Here is a 19,255-nt window from a genome sequence, read left to right as displayed (position 1 = left end):
GAATATATGTTCGCTTCTGGGGAATATAATAACAAATTAATTTTATAAACTAAAAATATCCCACTTAAACAAAGTGAGATATTTTTTCGTTACCAACTACTATTACACTTGTTTAACTCCTACCTTTTTAAATGCTTCACATAGTGCTTGAACATACTGATCCGTTGCTTTCTTTCCAATTTCGGTAAATGGTGCGTATCCGTCAAAGCCATGATAGCATCCCGGGTATAAATGAAATTCCGTTGGAACCCCTGCCTTTGTTAGCTTGGCAATATACTCAATGGTTTCATCTCTAAATGGATCAAGATCACCCACACATGTATATGTCGGAGGTAGATTGGAAAAATCGGTACATCTTGCTGGTGCAGCGTAGATGGATACTTCATCTTGCAAGTGACCTAAATACATATTCCAGGCATTTCTATTGGATTCTTCATTCCATACTCTAGTATCATGGATCTCTTTGCTTGATGGTGTGACATGTCTATCATCAATCATAGGGTAAAGTGGCATTTGAAAAATAATTTCTGGGCCCTTTCGATCTCTAGCTAATAAACTAGTTGCTGCAGTTAATCCTCCACCAGCACTCGCTCCAGCGACCGCAATTTGTGAAGGGTTAACACCTAGCTCTTCAGCATGTTGAGAGAACCATGTTAATGCTGCATAGCAATCTTCTAATGGGGCAGGAAACGGATGTTCGGGTGCTAATCGATAATCGACCGATACAACGGTACAATTTACCTCTAAAACAAAACGTTCACACAATCCATCATCCATTTCTGGTGTCCCTAGAACATAGCCTCCTCCATGAATCCAGAGCAATCCTGCACTTGATTGGGTAGGTGCTTCTGACCGATATATTCTTATTCTAATTTTTTGTTCTCTGCTTGGACCTGGAATCAGTCTATCCGTTATCGTAACAGCAGGATTGGGTACAGGTTTATTCATTTCTATCATTTCTTTAAAACTTTGTTGAATAAATGGCATTTGTTCTTTATTAATAATCAATTCCGGCATTTGATCTAAAACGACCTTCAATTCTGCATTCACTCTTTCTTCCATTTTAACGCTCCTTCCACTCTTTTTTGTAAACGTTTACAATTTACGACGATCAATCTCAACTTGATAATCCACCATCAACTGGTAATAAGACACCGTTAATATATGAAGCTTCTTCAGATAATAAATAAGTAACGGCATCTGCTATTTCATTAGGAGATGCAGCCCTTTGCATTGGACCATAGCTGGACTTATCGTTTTGTTCAAGCATACCTACAGTCATATTTGTTTTTACGCCACCAGGACAAACAGCATTAACGCGAATACCTTGCGCGCCGTATTCACATGCCGCAGTCACAGTAAGACCAGATAATGCATGTTTCGTAGCTGCATATACACCGAGATATGGTTCAGCTCTAATTCCAGCATGTGAAGATGTATTAACAATAGCCCCTGATTGCTGTCTCACCATTTGTTGTAAAATATATTTTAATCCATAGTAGGCTCCTTTAAGGTTTACGTTGATGACACGTTCAAATTCATCATTTTCAATTTCGTGTAGATTAGAAGGCTTTTGTAATACACCTGCATTATTGTGAAAAAAGTCGATTTTACCAAATAACTGTATCGCTTTCTCTACATAGCCCCTTACTTGAGAAACGTCGGCAATATTAGCTTGGAATCCATATACCTCTCTGTTTTTTGGCTTAATCAGTTCCACAGTTTCCTGTAAAGCGTCTGTATTATAATCGACTAGTAAAAGCTTAGCTCCTAACTTAGCGAGTTTTTCAGCTGTCGCTCTGCCAATTCCACTACCTGCACCTGTTACAATTCCACACTTTCCTTCAAAGTTCATTTTCTTGTCCCCCTCTTAACTAGTGGATCGTTTTTTCTGACATGTTTAATAAATGAAAACCTTTATAGTTGTTATTAGCTACATCATTACAAATTTTTCGGTAAGGTCCTATTCCAGGTAAATAGATAAGAAATCTTCGTGGTTTTCCCTCTATATTTGCACCTGTATACCAGGAATCAGTTTTAGTATATAAAGTAGACTCCGCTATTTCCCTACAATGTTGACTCCATCTATCCTCAGCTTCTCTCTTAGCTTCAATAACATCAAAGCGATTTTCCTCAAGATAATTGATACAATCTATAATCCAATCAACATGCTGTTCAATACAAAGTGGCATATTACTAAGAACAGAAGGACTTTCAGGACCAGTTATCATAAAGAAGTTTGGGAATCCAGCAGTCATTAAACCTAAATAGGTTCTAGTAGATGCACCATCGTCCCATTTATCTTTTAATGAAAGTCCATCTCTCCCTCTAATGTCTATTTTAAATAAAGGACCAGTCATACCGTCATACCCTGTTGCAAAGACTAATATATCCAAATCATACTCTTCTTTTATTGTTCGAACGCCTTTATCATAAATTTCTTTTATTGGAGTTTCTTTCAGATTCACTAATTCTACATTTGAGCGATTAAACGTTTCATAAAAATTAGTTCCTAATATAGGACGCTTCGTACCATAATAATAATTAGGCTGTAAAGCTTTAGCTAACTCTGGATTGTTAATAATGTTTTTTATTTTTCCTCTAAAAAATTGAGCGATTGTTTCATTTGACTTTTCATTGACAAGAAGATCATTATAGGAAGTTGCTTAGTAAAAACCACCTTTTTTCCAGGCTTCTTCATAAATCTTTTGTCGTTCTTCAACAGAATCATCTAAGGCTGATTTATTTGGAGCGTCTTTCGGCATTCCAAACATTGTGCTTTTCATTTGCTCCTTTAACAGTTGAAAATTTGTTTTCAATCGATTCATTTCATCATTTGTATATGGATAATTATTTGCTGGAGCCTCATATTGCGGTGTCCGCTGAAACACGAACAATCGTTCTGCCTCTTTCGCAATCTCTGGTATTGATTGTACACCGCTTGAACCAGTACCAATAATACCAACCTTTTTCCCTTTAAAATGAACCTTTTCATGTGGCCAATGGCCCGTATGATACCATTTTCCTTTAAAATTTTCTAATCCTTTGATCTTTGGTAGATTTGATGCTGATAAACAGCCAACACCCGAGATAAAATATTTAGCTGATATATGCTGATTTTTATCAGTGTATACATCCCAACGATTCGTCTTTTCATTATAATGAGCGGATTTAATTGTTGTATTAAACTGAATATCCTCTCGCAAATGAAACTTGTCAGCTACATAATTTAAGTAGGCTAAAATTTCTGGTTGCTCTGGATATCGTGACGACCATGTCCACTCCTGAAATAGCTCCTCTGAAAAGGTGTAATTATAAGAAAAACTTTCTGTATCACAACGTGCTCCAGGATATCGGTTCCAATACCAAACCCCACCAACACCTTCTCCTTTTTCAAACGCTTCGACAGAATATCCCGCTTCTCTTAAGGTTAATAACATGTATAATCCGGAAAATCCTGCTCCAACAACAACAGCATCAAGCTCTATCTTTTTTGAAATTGATAGATTCATTGATGTCATTTTATCCCCCTTACTAAATGATGATTTGAAATTAATACTATAATCATAAACAATTTAGTATAATTAAAATATTCCTATTTTTTAACGTGTTCATTCCCTAAAAAGGAGGATTAATGTTGGTACCATTTAATACTTTATATGAGCAAGTACAAAGAATTGAACAAGCCGAATCCCATGAGGACCAATTATTTCTTATTCTAAAAACGTACATGGAGCTTTATCCAGTGTTAAATGCTACCTTATCAAGATATTCTTCATTAGGTTTTTTAGGAGAAGGAATTATCTCTATTGACATGAAAGCACTTGAGTATATTAGTGAAATGAGAGATGATATACGATCCATCCCTATCGTTTATTCTGCCATTCAAGAACGACGATCAAAGATTTGCAAAGGGATAGATTGCTTGAAAATGACTAGCAGCAAATATCAAATAGCTTCTAATGTACAAGCCATCTCTGTTACGCCAATAAGTTATGGCACTTTTGTATTTGGTTTTATTTGCTCAACGCTTTTTGAACCCAAACAGCCATTAAATGATGGACTCCTAGATTCATTCACGCAATTTGGAAAATTAGTTGGGCAGATAATGGCAGGCACCGCATTTATTCATAATGGAATGAAGTTAAGTAAAAGAGAAATAGAAGTAATGCGAAGAGTATCCTGGGGAGAAAGCGCAAAGGAAATGGCGGCTACGATGAAGATTAGTGAATTTACAATTAATCAGTATGTGAAGTCCTCTTTAAAAAAATTAGGAGCAAATAACCGTGCTCAAGCTGTAGGAATATTACTACGCGAAGGGATAATAACATAATTTTTTCCTATTTATCACTTATAACTTTTCATCATCTCTATTGACCAAATGAGCTTAGTAAAATAATCAATAGAGATGATAGAAATTTTCTTCGTTCTTTTTAACTTTCCTGTCTTTAAATTTTTTTATTACAATTATCTAAAAATCATATTAAAACTTGCATTAGTATCAAAATTATATTCCTATAAGCCTCTTTCTTTGTTAAATTGCGTAACTATCCATTTCTCCTAGAAAACATTCTTTCAATTAGTATAAAACCAATTATTGAATAAACGGTAGCTACTCCAAAATTTATCCAAAATTCTCCCCCTATCTGCACTGAATCACCCATATTTAAATAATTTAAGACCTGTGTAACTGGTGGAAACAGCCATAGAAGCCATTTAACAAAAGAAACTTTTTCAACAATACCTTCATAGGCTAATGAAATAACAATCACTAAAACAGCGGATAACCACGAGTACTTATTTAATGAAAAAGAAAACAAAGAACCAATGAATATACCAAACAATGCTAAGGTCCAATGACTATAGATTGCTAAAGCAATATGTAAAGTGTGGATTGTTCCACTAAAATTATTCATAATTATCGGGTAAATAATAGCAATGATAATCAAAATGAAAGAGAAAACAAAACAAGTGGCCCACTTCCCCCATAAATAGCGTTTTTTATTACCTAAATGAACAAATAATATATGTTTCTCGCTTTCTTCCTCTATCGAAAATACGGTCATCGTTAACCATGTCATTATTAAATACACAGTAATACTTGTAACTGCATAGCTACTTAATATTGGAACACCTTTATATATGTATAAAACAATTATCCAAACACAAAAGATAGTTATTGGCGGGATCATTCTTAAGGAGCGGATATAATTCATTAACTGGTAGTGCATAAATCCTTTCAAACGCCATTCACTTCCTTCACTTCACGAACAGAAAAGTTATTTTGCAGCAGTTCTAACAATAATTGATCGCTATTTTCACCATCCACCGTGAGTATTGTTTCTGGGCCTACAGACCGTATATGAAAAGCTACATCTACCTCTTTTAATCTCTCACTGTGATCACACTCTATTTTTATTTGCATCAGTTTCCTTCGTGACCTATTGAGGGTTAATAATTTTCCGGAATCTACATAAAATATCTGATCCGCTAATCTATCTACCATCATCTCTTCATGTGTTGTAAAAAGGATCGTCCGTTCTCGATTTAATTTTTCCAATATAAGAATTAGTTCATCCTGTGATGTAGAATCTAGTCCAGTTAAAGGTTCGTCTAACAAAAGAATGTCTGGATCATGTAGCAAAGCTTGAATAATCCCTACCTTCTGTTTTGTCCCTTTAGAGCATAACTTCAATGATGTTTGAAGATATGCTTCAATATTGAATAACTGAAAATACATAATAAGTTTAGCATCTAACTGTTGTTTATCCATATTATGTATTGAACCTATCATCATTAAATACTCTTTAACTTTAAATCTTAATTTCTCCGGAAAATGTTCTGGTACATAGCCTATCTTTCTAGTTCTTCTAATAATTTGTCCATTAGTCGGTTCATAAATACCTGCCAAGAGTTTGAGCAAAGTACTTTTTCCTGATCCATTTTTTCCTTGAATGGCGATAATCGTATGCTGCTCACATTGAAGCGAGATATTATTTAAAATTTGTTTTCTATTTAACTTTTTAGCAACTTGTATGGCTTCTAAAATTACTTTAGTCATTCAGACACTTCCTGTTAATTTATTTATAACTAAATATAATGGATATTACGTATATTTAAACTAGTTATTTCTTTGCTTTATCCACCATATGAACATATTTTTCGGTTATGATCGTAGTTCCTCCGTTTTCGTACACATACTCCTCAGATCTTGTTTTTTTACAAACACCACTATATAAAATATTCAAGATAAATGGTATTTCTCCTTTATCATTAGAAATTAAAGGAAATATAACATGAAATTTTAAAATTCAGTACTCTTTATTTGAATGTAGAAATAAATATTGGTATTCTAAATACTGAATTTGAAACTTTATTTTTTCAAAGGAGAATGCCAAATGAATTACGTAACATTAAACAATGGATTAAAAATGCCACAATTAGGTTTCGGTGTATGGCAGGTAGAAGATAATCAAGCTACGGATGCAGTTGCAAAGGCACTTGAAGTTGGTTATACATCAATCGACACAGCGATGATTTATAAAAATGAAAAAGGCGTAGGAAAAGCGCTACAACAATCCTCTGTTCCTCGTGAAGAATTGTTTATTACAACAAAAGTATGGAATACTGATCAAGGTTATGAAAACACTCTTCGTGCTTTTGATGAGAGTTTAGAACGTCTTGGACTTGACTACGTTGATTTATATCTTATTCACTGGCCTACTCCAGAATATGATCAATACGTGGATACATATAAAGCATTAGAAAAGCTCTATAAAGATGGTCGTGTAAAAGCAATTGGAGTTTGTAATTTTGACATAGAACATTTGGAACGCATTCTTAATGAATGTGAAATTAAACCGGTATTAAACCAAGTAGAATGTCATCCTTACCTTATTCAAAGTGAATTAAAAGAATTTTGTGCGAAGCATGATATATTTGTTGAAGCATGGAGTCCTTTGCAACAAGGTGGCGAAGTTCTAAAGAATGAATCCGTTATGAAAATTGCTGAAACACATGGTAAAACCCCAGCACAAGTTGTCTTACGCTGGCACTTACAAAATAATACAATTGTGATTCCAAAATCAGTAACTCCATCAAGAATTGAAGAAAACTTTAATGTTTTTGATTTTGAACTTTCTACAAATGAAATGGAAGAAATCAACAAATTAAACCGTAATGAACGTAAAGGCCCGAAACCAAGTGAAATGAACGTTCGTTAATTTATCTTTTTAAGAAGCAGCCAATGTCTGCTTCTTTTTTTAATCATTTTCATTTAATGAAAAATTGTGGTGAAAAACGTTTTATATACTAAAAATAATTTAATATTTCGACAAATTTCCGCACCAAAAATAAAATATTTTCGTTATTCTTAAATTAACAATGACGAATGGTGCTGATGGATTATGTTAAAAAATTACTATGGTAGAATCATAGCCACTACATTTTTTATTATTGCATTTTCAGTTTGGAATATAATTTACTATGGGTTAAATGGCTATCGTTTTAATATTTTTTTGGATAGTTCATATACGTTTATTCTTGCAATAATTGTTTGGTGGCTTGGTTCATACTTTGACCGTTCTAAGCTCCTCTATGAAAATTTAAGAAAAAGTGAAGAAAATATAAAAAAATTACTAGATGAAACAGACTATATATTCGACAACCTTGATCAAGTGGTGTTTCAAACAGACAAAAGTGGCCAAATTACAAAATTAAATCAAGCATGGGTTAATCTCACGGGATATAAGGTACATGAATGTATTGGCAGTCAGCTAACCTTTTTTATCTATCATGAAGATGAATGGATTGGAAATAAAATGTTTAGTGACTTAACCGATTCAAAAAAGGCGACAATGAGACAGGAACTTCGTTTACGAAAAATTGAAGGTGGCTATGTTTTAGTAGAAATGAATTGTAAGGTCACCTATGATTCGTTCGGCCAATTATTCTCTACAGTTGGAACATTTACAGACATAACAGAACGGAAACAATCAGAGCAGGAAATACTACAATTAAACGAAAACCTCGCTAAACGCTCTGAAAAATTAAGAGTTGTTTCGCAGTTATCTGCAGCTATCGCACATGAAGTAAGAAATCCATTAACATCTATTTCAGGATTTATTCAACTATTAAATGAACAAAAACAAATTGACCATGAATATATCGAAATCATTCTTAAAGAAATTGCGAAAATAGAACTGGTCATTGCAGATTTATTGACCTTATCGAAGCCTCAAACCGTCACTTTAAAAAAATATGATCTTATTCAAATCATCGATTATGTTCTAACATTGATAAAACCGATGGCACAGAAGCATCGTATTGTTATAAAGTTTAATAAAGCAGATACACCTATTTGGGTTTTAGCTGAAGAAAACCAGTTAAAATTAGTGTTTATTAATATCATCAAGAATGCAATCGAAGCCATTAATTATGAAGGAGTAATTGAAATCGTTCCAAGCTTAGCTTGTCATGATTTTATTTCGATTTATATTAAGGATAATGGCCCTGGAATACCGGAAGAAATTATAAAACATATTGGACAACCCTTCTATTCCACTAAGGATAAAGGAACTGGTCTTGGTTTAACTACCTGCTTTAAAATTATTGAAATTCACAAGGGAAAAATCCATATTACTAGTCAGGTAAAAAAAGGGACTACCATCGAGCTCATTCTTCCTCAATATTTACAAGATGAGTAGTTTTAAAACAACATAATCTAAAGGTACTTACTTATATATATCCCATTTATTTTATCTTTCACTTAACCTTTATTTTCTTTTTTGATTTCTTTGAGCAAGTGAACAATCGATTCACTTGTTTTATTTAAATTCCTTAATTGAGTCTCAACGGAAAGTAGAGTAACTACTATAATCACACCGATGATAATTCCGATCAAAACTAATCACCCCTTTTTACAAATAATCTAATTTTTACTTTGTTCTAGAATCCTGGAAGGCTAGCCTATTACTTTGACAAGTCAAATACAAAAATAATACTAACTCCTATACATTCCCCCACTATAGACTTCTTTTCTATAGAATATTTCTGAATTCCTTTAAATTACCTTTTTATAAAATAATAAGGAGTGTCTGATGCTTAAAAGATCAGACAACTCCTATTCATCTTCTTATCCAATATTTCTAATTGTCACTTTCCATCCGCTCTGTGTGATTTTGATATTTATGTCGTAATTTGCTCCAAATATATAGACCAAAGATAAGGACAATTCCAATTAGAATAGTGATTTGGAAATGTTGAATTTGTTGAATAAGCTCTTGGATGTTACCAGGATAAAAATGGCCAATACTCAAATATAGAAAGGTTGTTGGGATGATTCCAATCATTGTTAGTAGTGTATACAATCCAATATTCATTCTAGATATCCCAGCCATAAAAGGAACAAAATTCCCTAACGGAAGTGGACTTGATATAGCCACACTCCAAACACCATACCTACTAAAATATTCTTTCGTTTTTTGATACTTTTCTCTTCTTTTTGAGGTTAATCTGTTTTCAGTAATTTTCCCTACCTTGTAACCGAAATAATATGGGATATAACTTCCCACTGCATATAAGAAACTTCCAAAAATCGAGGTAAAGATCATTTCAAACCAGGTTAGTTCCATTACAACGCCCATAGTTATGAGAAAGAACGTTCCAATAAAGGGGAAAGAACTTCCTTCAATAAACATTGAGAAAATAATCCCCCATATCCCCCACTCTTCAATAAAAGCATAAATTGAATGAGACATCTGAATCACTCCACATTTAAAAAGCTATTATCTAAAGAATAAATGTCCTTTCACTTTTGTTATAGAGACCATCGAATTAATTTTGCATCAGTCCTTAGATGGATGCAGTTTTATACATATATATAGTAAAAAAACCTCTCCTGACACATGGAGAGGTTAAATTTTTAATCATTCATTAATTTTAATATATCACCAGGTGTTTCGAAAATATATTGTGCTTCATCAAAACCATCCGTTGATCTTGCTCCCCACAATGCTAAACCAAAATCAACCCCAGCAGCATGTGCACACCTCATATCATAAATGGAATCTCCTATATAGATGGCTTGATTAGGCTCACAATGAAGTAAACTTAACCCTAAATTTAGAGGATCCGGGTATGGTTTATGCCTTTTAGTATCACTTGCACAAACAATTACCTCAAATTTTTGATGGATATTTAATAAATAAAAACTATTGTCCATTTCCTCAGCTGTTTTAGATGTAACTATTCCCATCTTTGGTAATTGATCAATAACTTCTATTATCCCCTCAAACAGAGGAACATTTTTTAATAACGGTTTTTCCCTTTCCATCCATGATTCAAGAGTTGTTGGGATGTCTGCAATATTTAATATTTCCAACGTTTTTAACCCTGGTATTCCTAATGAAAAACGTAAAGAATCTAAATCCTTATCAATTCCTTGTTCCTTTAAGGTTGCTTGTAAGGCTGTCAATCCGATCATTTCCGAATCAATAATTGTCCCATCTAAATCAAATATAAAAGCGGTATACATCCTTCTATCCATCCTCCCTACCATCATTTAAATTAAAGGTAATGGATGAAATGGATTTCATGTCAATAGTGAAATTGAGACTCATTCAATCATTTCATATCGACTTCATTTTTATTTGGTGTATAATTTTATTTCTTGGATTGCCTTTTTAATCGCTGTTCTTTATTCTTCGGAAAAATATTTCTCTTGATACAGTTGTAATCGCTACTCCCCACAAGCATTTTCAATATCAATTGGCTTATATCTATACATTTAACCATCGGCTAATTTCATGTATAATAAATGGAAAAGTTGATCTTAAGAAAAAGGAGATAGGCTAATTTGATAACACCTAAACTTATGAATATCATTCCACCCAAAGGTGATTACATAACATTTACGGATGAATCCCATTACACAGAGAAAATAAAAGAATGGGGATTATCAGCAAAAAAACAATTTTTATATAAAGATGGAAGAAATCAAGAATCCGTTACCATTAAGGGCTATGAAATATATGGAAAAACAGAAGAATATAACACGATTATTATTGAGTTCAATGATGGACAATTAAGCTGTATACACCCAGCATATTTAAAAGAAATGCAGGCTTCTAGCTTTAAAAAGACAAATATCACATCCTATTCAAATACAAATGAATCAGTAACTAACAACCAACAACAAGAGGAAATCCTCGAGGAGCAAACCGTGAAAACAGAAAAAACAACAGCTCCACAAGTAGAAAAAAAGATAAAACAAGAAAAGAAGCCTAAAATAGATCTTCCAGAAGAAAAGGTACGTTTTTCGGCAAATGTTAAACAGTTTGCTTTAACCTGGAATAACTTTAATGAGGAAAATGATGAGGTAGTCGTTTTAGAAAATGTTGTGATTCATCAGGATTCTCCGATTGAAATAGGCCATGCATGGTGTTCTCACTCAAAAACTCTAAAAAAACACGAACTCACTCAAGGTGACACTCTTGAATTTGACGGAAAAATTATAAAAAAGAAGCTTCCTAAAGGAAAAGATGTCGATGAAGAATTTATTGTTGATGTTCCTGTTTACTATAAAGTCAATAATCCGTCCAAAATCAAAAAAAGTTAAAGGTTCATCTTTTGTTCCTTTAGCTTTTTTATTCGGTTATTTTCCTCTAATAATCATTAAACTAACTCATCCTAAATAAAATGAGTATAACTAGTACAAATGACTCCCAAAGGAGGGGATTATTCTTTGTGTTTTTGATCAAGCAGAAGAAAAAAATACAATTAACAGATGCTTTATTAAAAATAAAAAAAGAGTTAAACAAAACTCATAACAATTCACTAGTCCCTCTTCTCCCCAAAGAGGAGAGATTACTCCACGAAATAATACAGAATACCATCCTTCATAATAAAAATAATCTTACGAGAACAAAGGCATATCTTGATTTTTACCAACGTCACCCTGAAATCCATTGGGCTTTTTTAGGTCATATGGTATCAAGGAATGGTGGTTGGAACATGACCGATTTAAAAGGTGAATTACTGTCCAAATTAGTAAGTAAAAAAGAAGCGATCGCCTTCTTTACCTTTCTTGAGAGAGGGAATTGGCTTATATTCCAGGATGCTTATCCCCAATTTTTAGTGTACGAGGAAAGCATGAAGCGTGGCCAAAATTTATTTCATCTCCTTCCTCACCTACATATTTCATCATTTATGTTCACCATTTGGAATCATTTTTGGAAAGATCGAAATCCTTATCTATTAGCCATCGCTCTTATCATTAATGAACAAAATTATTTAGAAATTAGAATCATTAACAATCAAACATTTAAGAAGCAAGTCTTCGAAACATTTGAATTCAAAATACAAGAAATCCTTTCAATGAACCATATTATCTTTCCCTATCTAGAAAACAATCAAATAGTATTAGTTGGCCAAACATTAAATCATTTTGAAAGTTTGCATGAGCGAATACTATTAGGGAAGCGATTATACAATATCTTATTTGACCATCCAGAACGATTGAAGAAAACAGTGCACTGGGCAAAAACCCATTCTCATACTGGTTCCCGAAAAGACTACTGGCCTCATCTGTTTAATGATGTGAATGAAGGAGTACCAGGTGTTGAATGGAAAACAAGGTTAAAGTCTTGTCAGATCGAACCTAGCTGTCCTCGTTTTTATAGTCCAAGACTACCTTATGCTTGGAAAAATTCTATTCATGAAAAAGCAGAAATCAAAGATTGGTACACAAATTGGCAAGTTATCCAATACCTTGTAGACTCAAAAGAAAAAGTAGATGGAGAGATTAAGCATGATTACTGTAAAACCCTTGAAAAGCTTGAACGAGCAGGAATTGCAAAAAAAACGATCACATTCCTCAATTAGAAATTTGATCCCTACCTTGCTTTTCGCTTCGCTTATTGGCACCTATCTAGATCTATTTTTTACAGGAGTTGGTTTATATACCTTCCCTAAAAGGCCATTTCCTGAACTATTTTCGATTAATATTTTCTTTCCACTGCTCGGACTCCCTTGTTTAATTATTCTCTACATCTATATAATCCGTTACTTATCTAAATGGAGGAAAGCAGGCTTGATCATGCTATTAAGCCTGCTCATGGCTGTTTTTGAAAGATACTCTGAAACGCTTGGCTTTCTGGATCATACGAATTCATGGAAACATATTTATTCAGTTTTTGGCTATTCCCTTTATTTTACTGTTATTGATTATTTCTATCGCTGGTCAAACAAGTCCTATGAATGATTTTCTAGAGTATTTTTTTCTTTTATGATTTTATCCAAAGCGTCCATCACACTCATCTGACCAAGGTTTCCCTCTCCTCGTCTCCTTAAAGATACCGCTCCATTTTCAATTTCTTGATCACCAATTATGAGCATGAACGGTATCTTTTCTGTTTCTGCATCTCTTATTTTTAAGCCTATTTTTTCAATTCTTTCGTCGATTTCAATTCGTATTCCAACTTGTTGAAATTGCTGTTTAATGTGCTCGGCATACGGAAGGTGCTTATCAGAAATAGGCAAAATCTTCGCTTGTATAGGAGCTAACCATAAAGGGAAATCACCAGCATAATGTTCAATCAATATGGCCATAAAGCGCTCAAGCGATCCGTAAATAGCTCGGTGAATCATAATTGGAATATGATATTTATTATCCTCACCGATATATTGGCAATTAAATTTTTCTGGCATTTGAAAATCAAGTTGTACGGTACCGCATTGCCAGCTTCTACCTAATGAATCTAAAATATGATAATCAATCTTTGGCCCGTAAAACGCTCCATCTCCATGGTTTATTTGATAAGGAAGCTCTTTTTTCTGTAGTACTGATTCCAAAGCCGCCTCTGCTTTGTCCCATATTTCCTCTGAGCCCATATATTTCTCAGGTCGAGTGGAAAGTTCAATTTTATAGCTAAATCCAAATTCTGAATAAAATTCATCCACTAGTTCTAGTACCTTATCAATTTCAGATTCAATTTGATCCTCTCGTACAAAAATATGTGCATCATCCTGTGTAAACGAACGTACTCGTAGCAGACCATTTAAAGATCCAGAAAGTTCATGCCGATGAACTAATCCTAGTTCTCCGTATCGTATCGGGAGCTCACGATAGCTTCGACGTTTATTATTAAAAATGAGAACAGCACCCGGACAATTCATTGGCTTAATAGCATAATTTTGATCGTCCACTTTCGAAAAATACATGTTTTCATGATAATGGTCCCAATGACCTGATTTCTCCCATAACTCTTGTTTCATCATGATCGGTGTCTTAATTTCCTGATATCCAGCTAAATGATGCTTTTGTTTCCAAAAATACTCGAGTTCATTTCGTATGACCATTCCTTTTGGTAAGAAGAAAGGCATACCCGGCGCTTCTTCTGATGACATAAATAACTCTAATTGTTGACCTAATTTACGATGATTTCGTTTTTCTGCTTCCATTTCAATTGACATAGTAATTCCTCCTAAAATTGAATAAGCTGTTTGTGCTCTAACCATTAATTTTTATAAGAGTATAAATAAAAAAACGCACTCATCCCAAAGACAAGGGACGAGTGCGGTCGTGGTGCCACCCTAATTTCGCAAAGCATGCAGCTGCTTTACGCTCAAATAGATAACGGTTTTTTTCCGATTATGGATACTAAGCAAATCCTTTTCCCCATAATAGCTCAAAGGTGGTAAATTTTCCTTTTTCTTCAGGGCTCGCAGCCAATGACCCTGTTCTCTGCAAAGAAAAATTAGAAAAATTCATGTCCTTATCATCGCAATATATATATATATAATTTTTTTAAAAAACATACTCTTTAAAAATCAAATAAAAAACGCACCCATCCCAAAGACAAAGGGACGAGTGCGGTCGTGGTGCCACCCTAATTTCGCAAAGCAAAATCTACTTTACGCTCATAAAGATAACGGTTTTCCCGTTTATGGATACTAAGCAAGGCTTTTCCCCATAAAAGCTCAAAGGTGGTAAATCAAACATTTTTCTACAGGGCTTACAGCCAATGACCCTGTTCTCTGGAAGAAAATTAAGTATGATTCATGTCCTTATCAAAGCAATGTTATTTCTTACAAATTGTAATGAATTGTTTTTTTGAATTGTAAATGGATAATTTATAAAAGTCAAGAAATATTTTTTGATAAAGTTACTATTGATTATTTACAATGATAATTATTTTAAACACGACGGAAAATAAAGTCAATAACGAATATGAGGTGTAAAACCGTCTATTTTCCAATAAATGATCAGTATTTTAAATGTCTAACAATAATACTTTCATGCTTTAAATTTTTTATCTCAGGTATTTCACACCATTATTTGTTGATAATTTTCCTTAAATTTTAGACACTCATGTAATAATAACTTTCGATATTAAAGAATTTTAGTCAAAAGTGTATAGATGAAATGATAATAACTGCATTGAAATCGATTCATTACAAAATTGGGTTATTAGTAGACCTACCAATCTGTATCCAAATCACGCTCTGAAAATAATAAAAATTTTAGTAAATATTTTATTACACACTTTATATTAGTTAAGCTTATTTAATAAACGTAATAAATGGAACTACAATATTTAATTCAACTCAAGACTGACCTTAAGTTGGTAAACTCTTGTTGTCCAGTACCCCTATATATATCGTTAAATTTCCCCCTAAAAAGCAACAATGTTTGAGAAAAGATCCTATAATAATATTGAGGTTATATTTTATTAGGAATTAATCCATTTCCCAATTATGCAAATTAAACATATTCTTAGGATTTTTAAACTGATTATTGGCGATTAACTAATTTTCATTTCGTATTTTTTGTGTAAGTATATGTAGTTATTGACAATGAAACAAGTATTAAAAAATAAAACAATACCACATTCAAATTTCCATTTATTATCAGTTATTGCCTTAATAAGAATGGTAAAAATAAGTTCAAGACACTTATTCTTATTTGGAGCTGGTAAAATTGGCTAAATATACGTTAACTTTCAGTTTCTTTTTCCTCATGCTTATTTACTCACCGTCTATATCAGCTTCTACTATTCATTCGAACCAACAACCGATTAATTTTCAAATTGAATTGCTTCATTGGAAAGATGTAAACCAAATTATTCCAAAGAATTCCGTGTTTACAGTTATTGATGTTGAAACAGGAAAAAGCTTTGACGTACAAAGACGGGCAGGGTCACATCATGCAGATGTTCAGCCTCTCACGCGAAAAGATACAAAAGTGATGAAAGAGATATATCATGGTCATTGGAGCTGGCGAAGAAGAGCCATATTAATCTTAGCTGAAAACAGACTACTTGCAGCTTCTATGCACGGCATGCCTCATGGTGCAGGTGCATTAGCAAATGGTTTCCCTGGACATTTTTGTATACATTTTGCCGGAAGTACTACACATCGAACAGAAAGAACGGATTTATCCCATCAGCTTATGATCATGAAAGCAGCAGGAAAAATTGATGACTATTTAGCAGGAGCAAACCCTTTTCAAGTTGCAGATGCCCTACTCGTATTTATTAAAAATGGGGATAAAGGGTTAATCCATAAAGTGGCATTGACTGAAAAGAAGAATTTAAATAAGCAGATTAATAAAATAGATAAAATTGAAACTCTTCGTTGGAATAGAAAAGATAGTATAGAAGATGGCGCCAATGATTTAACCATCACTGTACCAGTTGAACTCCAATTGTACATTAAAGAGAGCGGAAGAGTAAACACGAAGATCTCCTTTCAATTGGTTAGAACTTCGCCATTATCACCTTGGAAAATAAATATTGATGATTTAATTTCTATTATCAACGAAACACAGAAAGAAGAAAAGAAAAAATGATAGCAAGCAAATCGCCTGCTATCATTTTTTTACTCAATATGTTGCTTGCAATATTCATTAACCAATTCTTCTTCTTCATCTTCTAATGCAAAATCAAGGACTTCATTTGTTGCTCTTTCAATAAATTGATACAGAGCAATTCTTGATTCATGATCTTCTACAGCATAAATGACCTTTAATAAAACTCCATTTTCAGAGTACAGCTCATCATCTTCAGGTACTTCAATATTGAGAAAGAACTCATAACGATCCCCAACGATAATACCTGTAGGATCGTTTAATTTTTCAACGTTATGACCAGTAATTTCCATCAACAACTTCTTCCTTTCAAAACTAACCTAAAATTACATACTTCTTGTATTATACACTCTATTTTTAAGAGCTCAAGAATTCATTTTAAAGCATGCATCATTTTTTCAACTTCATCCCATGAAACGGAAAATCCTTGACCTTTTGAACAAAAGATAGAAGATGAACTATATTCAGGATCAGCATTTTTATTATATCCAATTTTTTCAATAACCTCTGCTTCATTATGACATTGCTCATAACCACCGAACACCAATGAAATAGAGCCTTTTCCTTGTGTAAAAGATGCTAGGATTGTGCTATAATCCATAAATGTAGCTACCGGTGCTCTCCCCATTATCACTGCTTTGTTTCCATTCATTTCTGGTGGTTGGAATTGTCCATAGGCCGCTTGAATATCTGATAAGACCCGTCCCATTTGTTCTATATCTACTTTAATTTTAAAATGATAAACTGGCTCTAATAAAATATTCTTAGCTTTTTCAAGACCTTGTCTAAGGGCACGGAGTGTGGCTTCTCGGAAATCACCGCCACTAGTATGTTTATTATGGGCTCTTCCTGTAAGTAAAGTAATTTTTACATCTGTTAAAGCTGTTCCTGTTAGTATGCCGCGATGCTCCTTTTCTAATAAATAATGCTTCACTAAATTTTGATAGCTAACCATTAAGTCATCTGGATGACAATCGTTATCAAAAATAATGCCACTTCCCCTATGTCCCGGTTCCAATAATAAGTGTACTTCTGCATAATGTTTTAGCGGTTCAAAATGACCGTATCCGTTCACGATCGTCTGAATCGTTTCTTTATATAAAATTTCCGGCTTGCCGAAGCTAACCGAAAGATTAAAACTATCCTTTACAATTTGCTCGAGTACTTCAAGCTGAATTTTCCCCATAACATGAAGGTGGATCTCCTGTAAACCTTCATCCCAGGTTACTTTTAACGATGGATCCTCATCATTTAACATTCGAAAATATGATAGTACTTCCTTATGATTTAAGGAGGAGTCATAGATGACCTTAGATTTTAATGTCGCTACGGTTTCATAAGTAGCCTTTGCTTGTATCGCTCCAAGTCCATCACCTACAGCCGCATTCGTTAATCCTGTTACTGCAAATAAATCACCTGCATTCATTTGATCAACGATTTCATAATTTGCACCATTATATAGCCTTATTTGTGTAATCTTCTCCCGTAATTTCTCCTCTTGATCCCCATATTCCAGCACATCACGTACATGAAGGGAACCACTTAATGATTTAATAAAAGTAACCCGAGCACCCGTGCTATCATGACGGATTTTATAAACTCTTCCTGAAAACGAATCGGTGGAGTTATAATCGGAAAAAGTTAATTCGTCCAGTTTTTCCAAAAATGAAAGGATTCCAATATCCTGCAGGGCAGAACCAGAAGCTATAGGATAGATGTTGTTATCTTTAATCATCCGTTTCATTTCCTGCTGCCAACGACCCTCGTCATATTCTCCATCTATATACAGATTCAATAATGTTTCATCTCTTTCTGCAATAAACTCGATTAACTCTTCACTCATGGCACCTTTGTTATATGTCTCCGTTATGTCAATACCATGCTCTGTTAGCTGATTTCGAATTTCTTTTTTTACTTTATTAACATCTGCACCAACTCGATCAGTTTTATTAATAAAGAAAAATGTAGGGATTTGATGCTTCCTTAATAATTGCCAAACGGTTTCCGTATGTCCTTCTACACCTTCCACTGCGCTTAAAATAATGATGGCGTAATCCATTACTTGAATGGATCGCTCCATTTCTGGAGAAAAATCTACGTGTCCTGGAGTATCGATCAGATAATAGGTGGAATCCTTATATTCCATAATTGCTTGATCAGCAAATACAGTAATTCCTCTCGCTTTTTCAATTGCATGATTATCTAAAAATGCATCTTGATGATCGACTCTTCCTCTATGATGGATACTTTTCGTATGAAATAAAAGTTGTTCAGCAAAAGTTGTTTTACCTGCATCGACATGGGCTAATATTCCGATCGTTATTTGTTGCATAATTCGCCTCTTTGTTTAATTTAAAATTTTCTAGGTACCTAATAGATGATGTGTTT

At 33.6% G+C, this 19,255-nt stretch carries 20 protein-coding genes and 2 other annotated features; of the genes, 7 read left to right on the top strand and 13 right to left on the bottom strand.

Annotated elements, in window-relative coordinates:
• Positions 1 to 102: 102 nt before the first annotated feature.
• The 4 genes from MHI39_RS12560 to MHI39_RS12545 all read right to left on the bottom strand — a co-directional run bounded on the left by MHI39_RS12560 (position 103) and on the right by MHI39_RS12545 (position 3,521).
• Positions 103 to 1,062, bottom strand: coding sequence for an alpha/beta hydrolase (locus MHI39_RS12560; protein ID WP_342541331.1), 960 nt, complete (start codon positions 1,060 to 1,062; stop codon positions 103 to 105).
• 55 nt (positions 1,063 to 1,117) lie between these two features.
• The gene (locus MHI39_RS12555; protein WP_342541330.1) at positions 1,118 to 1,855 is read right to left on the bottom strand and encodes an SDR family oxidoreductase; all 738 of its coding nucleotides are present in this window, start codon (positions 1,853 to 1,855) and stop codon (positions 1,118 to 1,120) included.
• A gap of 19 nt (positions 1,856 to 1,874) precedes the next feature.
• Complete coding sequence (locus tag MHI39_RS12550) at positions 1,875 to 2,468, bottom strand: hypothetical protein (RefSeq protein ID WP_342541329.1); 594 nt, start codon at positions 2,466 to 2,468, stop codon at positions 1,875 to 1,877.
• 198 nt (positions 2,469 to 2,666) lie between these two features.
• Entirely contained in the window at positions 2,667 to 3,521 is an 855-nt protein-coding gene (locus tag MHI39_RS12545; protein WP_342541328.1) for an NAD(P)/FAD-dependent oxidoreductase, read from the bottom strand.
• A 116-nt stretch (positions 3,522 to 3,637) separates the two neighbouring features.
• Here MHI39_RS12545 and MHI39_RS12540 point away from each other — a divergent pair, with 116 nt between their 5' ends.
• Entirely contained in the window at positions 3,638 to 4,333 is a 696-nt protein-coding gene (locus MHI39_RS12540) for a LuxR C-terminal-related transcriptional regulator (RefSeq protein ID WP_235813290.1), read from the top strand.
• A gap of 214 nt (positions 4,334 to 4,547) precedes the next feature.
• Here MHI39_RS12540 and MHI39_RS12535 read toward each other — a convergent pair whose 3' ends face one another.
• The 3 genes from MHI39_RS12535 to MHI39_RS12525 form a co-directional block, all read right to left on the bottom strand.
• Complete coding sequence (locus MHI39_RS12535; RefSeq protein ID WP_259545324.1) at positions 4,548 to 5,243, bottom strand: hypothetical protein; 696 nt, start codon at positions 5,241 to 5,243, stop codon at positions 4,548 to 4,550.
• Complete coding sequence (locus MHI39_RS12530; protein WP_259545323.1) at positions 5,240 to 6,061, bottom strand: ABC transporter ATP-binding protein; 822 nt, start codon at positions 6,059 to 6,061, stop codon at positions 5,240 to 5,242. Before MHI39_RS12530 ends, MHI39_RS12535 begins: the two co-directional genes overlap by 4 nt.
• 64 nt (positions 6,062 to 6,125) lie before the next feature.
• Entirely contained in the window at positions 6,126 to 6,248 is a 123-nt protein-coding gene (locus MHI39_RS12525) for a hypothetical protein (RefSeq protein WP_342541327.1), read from the bottom strand.
• Positions 6,249 to 6,398: 150 nt separating this feature from the next.
• Here MHI39_RS12525 and MHI39_RS12520 point away from each other — a divergent pair, with 150 nt between their 5' ends.
• The gene (locus tag MHI39_RS12520; protein WP_259545322.1) at positions 6,399 to 7,223 is read left to right on the top strand and encodes an aldo/keto reductase; all 825 of its coding nucleotides are present in this window, start codon (positions 6,399 to 6,401) and stop codon (positions 7,221 to 7,223) included.
• Between the two features lie 183 nt (positions 7,224 to 7,406).
• Positions 7,407 to 8,705 carry an ATP-binding protein gene (locus tag MHI39_RS12515; protein WP_342541326.1) on the top strand — a complete coding sequence of 433 codons (1,299 nt, stop codon included), beginning with the start codon at positions 7,407 to 7,409 and terminating at the stop codon, positions 8,703 to 8,705.
• A gap of 62 nt (positions 8,706 to 8,767) precedes the next feature.
• Here MHI39_RS12515 and MHI39_RS12510 read toward each other — a convergent pair whose 3' ends face one another.
• The 3 genes from MHI39_RS12510 to MHI39_RS12500 all read right to left on the bottom strand — a co-directional run bounded on the left by MHI39_RS12510 (position 8,768) and on the right by MHI39_RS12500 (position 10,534).
• Positions 8,768 to 8,902: a hypothetical protein gene (locus tag MHI39_RS12510; RefSeq protein WP_257234000.1), complete on the bottom strand. Its 135-nt coding sequence runs from the start codon at positions 8,900 to 8,902 to the stop codon at positions 8,768 to 8,770.
• 244 nt (positions 8,903 to 9,146) lie between these two features.
• Positions 9,147 to 9,758: a VTT domain-containing protein gene (locus MHI39_RS12505; protein ID WP_058003633.1), complete on the bottom strand. Its 612-nt coding sequence runs from the start codon at positions 9,756 to 9,758 to the stop codon at positions 9,147 to 9,149.
• A 164-nt stretch (positions 9,759 to 9,922) separates the two neighbouring features.
• Positions 9,923 to 10,534 (bottom strand): HAD family hydrolase, encoded by a 612-nt coding sequence (locus MHI39_RS12500; RefSeq protein ID WP_071975966.1) that lies wholly within the window; start codon positions 10,532 to 10,534, stop codon positions 9,923 to 9,925.
• A 321-nt stretch (positions 10,535 to 10,855) separates the two neighbouring features.
• On the opposite strand from MHI39_RS12500, the gene MHI39_RS12495 reads away from it, so the two are divergent.
• The 3 genes from MHI39_RS12495 (at position 10,856) to MHI39_RS12485 (ending at position 13,261) form a co-directional block, all read left to right on the top strand.
• A complete protein-coding gene (locus MHI39_RS12495) occupies positions 10,856 to 11,617 on the top strand; it encodes a hypothetical protein (RefSeq protein ID WP_236036304.1) in 762 nt (253 codons plus the stop codon).
• A gap of 128 nt (positions 11,618 to 11,745) precedes the next feature.
• Positions 11,746 to 12,882 carry a DUF2515 family protein gene (locus tag MHI39_RS12490; RefSeq protein ID WP_071975967.1) on the top strand — a complete coding sequence of 379 codons (1,137 nt, stop codon included), beginning with the start codon at positions 11,746 to 11,748 and terminating at the stop codon, positions 12,880 to 12,882.
• Positions 12,794 to 13,261 carry a CBO0543 family protein gene (locus MHI39_RS12485; RefSeq protein WP_342541325.1) on the top strand — a complete coding sequence of 156 codons (468 nt, stop codon included), beginning with the start codon at positions 12,794 to 12,796 and terminating at the stop codon, positions 13,259 to 13,261. The genes MHI39_RS12490 and MHI39_RS12485 overlap by 89 nt, the downstream gene beginning before the upstream one ends.
• On the opposite strand, the gene thrS is transcribed toward MHI39_RS12485, so the two are convergent.
• A complete protein-coding gene (gene thrS, locus MHI39_RS12480) occupies positions 13,252 to 14,472 on the bottom strand; it encodes a threonine--tRNA ligase (RefSeq protein WP_071975968.1) in 1,221 nt (406 codons plus the stop codon). The genes MHI39_RS12485 and thrS overlap by 10 nt on opposite strands.
• A gap of 90 nt (positions 14,473 to 14,562) precedes the next feature.
• Positions 14,563 to 14,790: a binding site (T-box leader), on the bottom strand.
• A gap of 68 nt (positions 14,791 to 14,858) precedes the next feature.
• Positions 14,859 to 15,082, bottom strand: a binding site (T-box leader).
• An 897-nt stretch (positions 15,083 to 15,979) separates the two neighbouring features.
• On the opposite strand from thrS, the gene MHI39_RS12475 reads away from it, so the two are divergent.
• On the top strand, positions 15,980 to 16,849 hold the full coding sequence (locus tag MHI39_RS12475; protein WP_058005493.1) for a hypothetical protein: 870 nt from the start codon (positions 15,980 to 15,982) through the stop codon (positions 16,847 to 16,849).
• 29 nt (positions 16,850 to 16,878) lie between these two features.
• Here the strand turns inward: MHI39_RS12475 and MHI39_RS12470 are convergent, their stop codons facing one another.
• Both MHI39_RS12470 and MHI39_RS12465 read right to left on the bottom strand, forming a co-directional pair.
• A complete protein-coding gene (locus MHI39_RS12470) occupies positions 16,879 to 17,160 on the bottom strand; it encodes a DUF6509 family protein (RefSeq protein WP_058005492.1) in 282 nt (93 codons plus the stop codon).
• 80 nt (positions 17,161 to 17,240) lie between these two features.
• Positions 17,241 to 19,199 carry a translation factor GTPase family protein gene (locus MHI39_RS12465; protein ID WP_342541322.1) on the bottom strand — a complete coding sequence of 653 codons (1,959 nt, stop codon included), beginning with the start codon at positions 19,197 to 19,199 and terminating at the stop codon, positions 17,241 to 17,243.
• Between the last annotated feature and the right edge of the window lie 56 nt (positions 19,200 to 19,255).

The sequence above is a fragment of the Heyndrickxia sp. FSL K6-6286 genome (genome assembly GCF_038630395.1).
GTDB classification, from domain to species: Bacteria; Bacillota; Bacilli; order Bacillales; family Bacillaceae_C; genus Heyndrickxia; species Heyndrickxia oleronia.
Note: the sequence above shows the minus strand (reverse complement) of the source record. Positions and strands in the feature narration are given on the sequence as shown.

Excerpts from the sequence above, each read along its gene's own strand:
- MHI39_RS12500 (WP_071975966.1), bottom strand. The coding sequence starts at position 10,534 with ATGTATACCGCTTTTATATTTGATTTAGATGGGACAATTATTGATTCG.
- MHI39_RS12560 (WP_342541331.1), bottom strand. The coding sequence starts at position 1,062 with ATGGAAGAAAGAGTGAATGCAGAATTGAAGGTCGTTTTAGATCAAATG.
- MHI39_RS12485 (WP_342541325.1), top strand. The coding sequence starts at position 12,794 with ATGGAGAGATTAAGCATGATTACTGTAAAACCCTTGAAAAGCTTGAAC.
- MHI39_RS12530 (WP_259545323.1), bottom strand. The coding sequence starts at position 6,061 with ATGACTAAAGTAATTTTAGAAGCCATACAAGTTGCTAAAAAGTTAAAT.
- MHI39_RS12515 (WP_342541326.1), top strand. The coding sequence starts at position 7,407 with ATGTTAAAAAATTACTATGGTAGAATCATAGCCACTACATTTTTTATT.
- MHI39_RS12520 (WP_259545322.1), top strand. The coding sequence starts at position 6,399 with ATGAATTACGTAACATTAAACAATGGATTAAAAATGCCACAATTAGGT.
- MHI39_RS12465 (WP_342541322.1), bottom strand. The coding sequence starts at position 19,199 with ATGCAACAAATAACGATCGGAATATTAGCCCATGTCGATGCAGGTAAA.
- MHI39_RS12555 (WP_342541330.1), bottom strand. The coding sequence starts at position 1,855 with ATGAACTTTGAAGGAAAGTGTGGAATTGTAACAGGTGCAGGTAGTGGA.
- MHI39_RS12505 (WP_058003633.1), bottom strand. The coding sequence starts at position 9,758 with ATGTCTCATTCAATTTATGCTTTTATTGAAGAGTGGGGGATATGGGGG.
- MHI39_RS12470 (WP_058005492.1), bottom strand. The coding sequence starts at position 17,160 with ATGGAAATTACTGGTCATAACGTTGAAAAATTAAACGATCCTACAGGT.
- thrS (WP_071975968.1), bottom strand. The coding sequence starts at position 14,472 with ATGTCAATTGAAATGGAAGCAGAAAAACGAAATCATCGTAAATTAGGT.
- MHI39_RS12545 (WP_342541328.1), bottom strand. The coding sequence starts at position 3,521 with ATGACATCAATGAATCTATCAATTTCAAAAAAGATAGAGCTTGATGCT.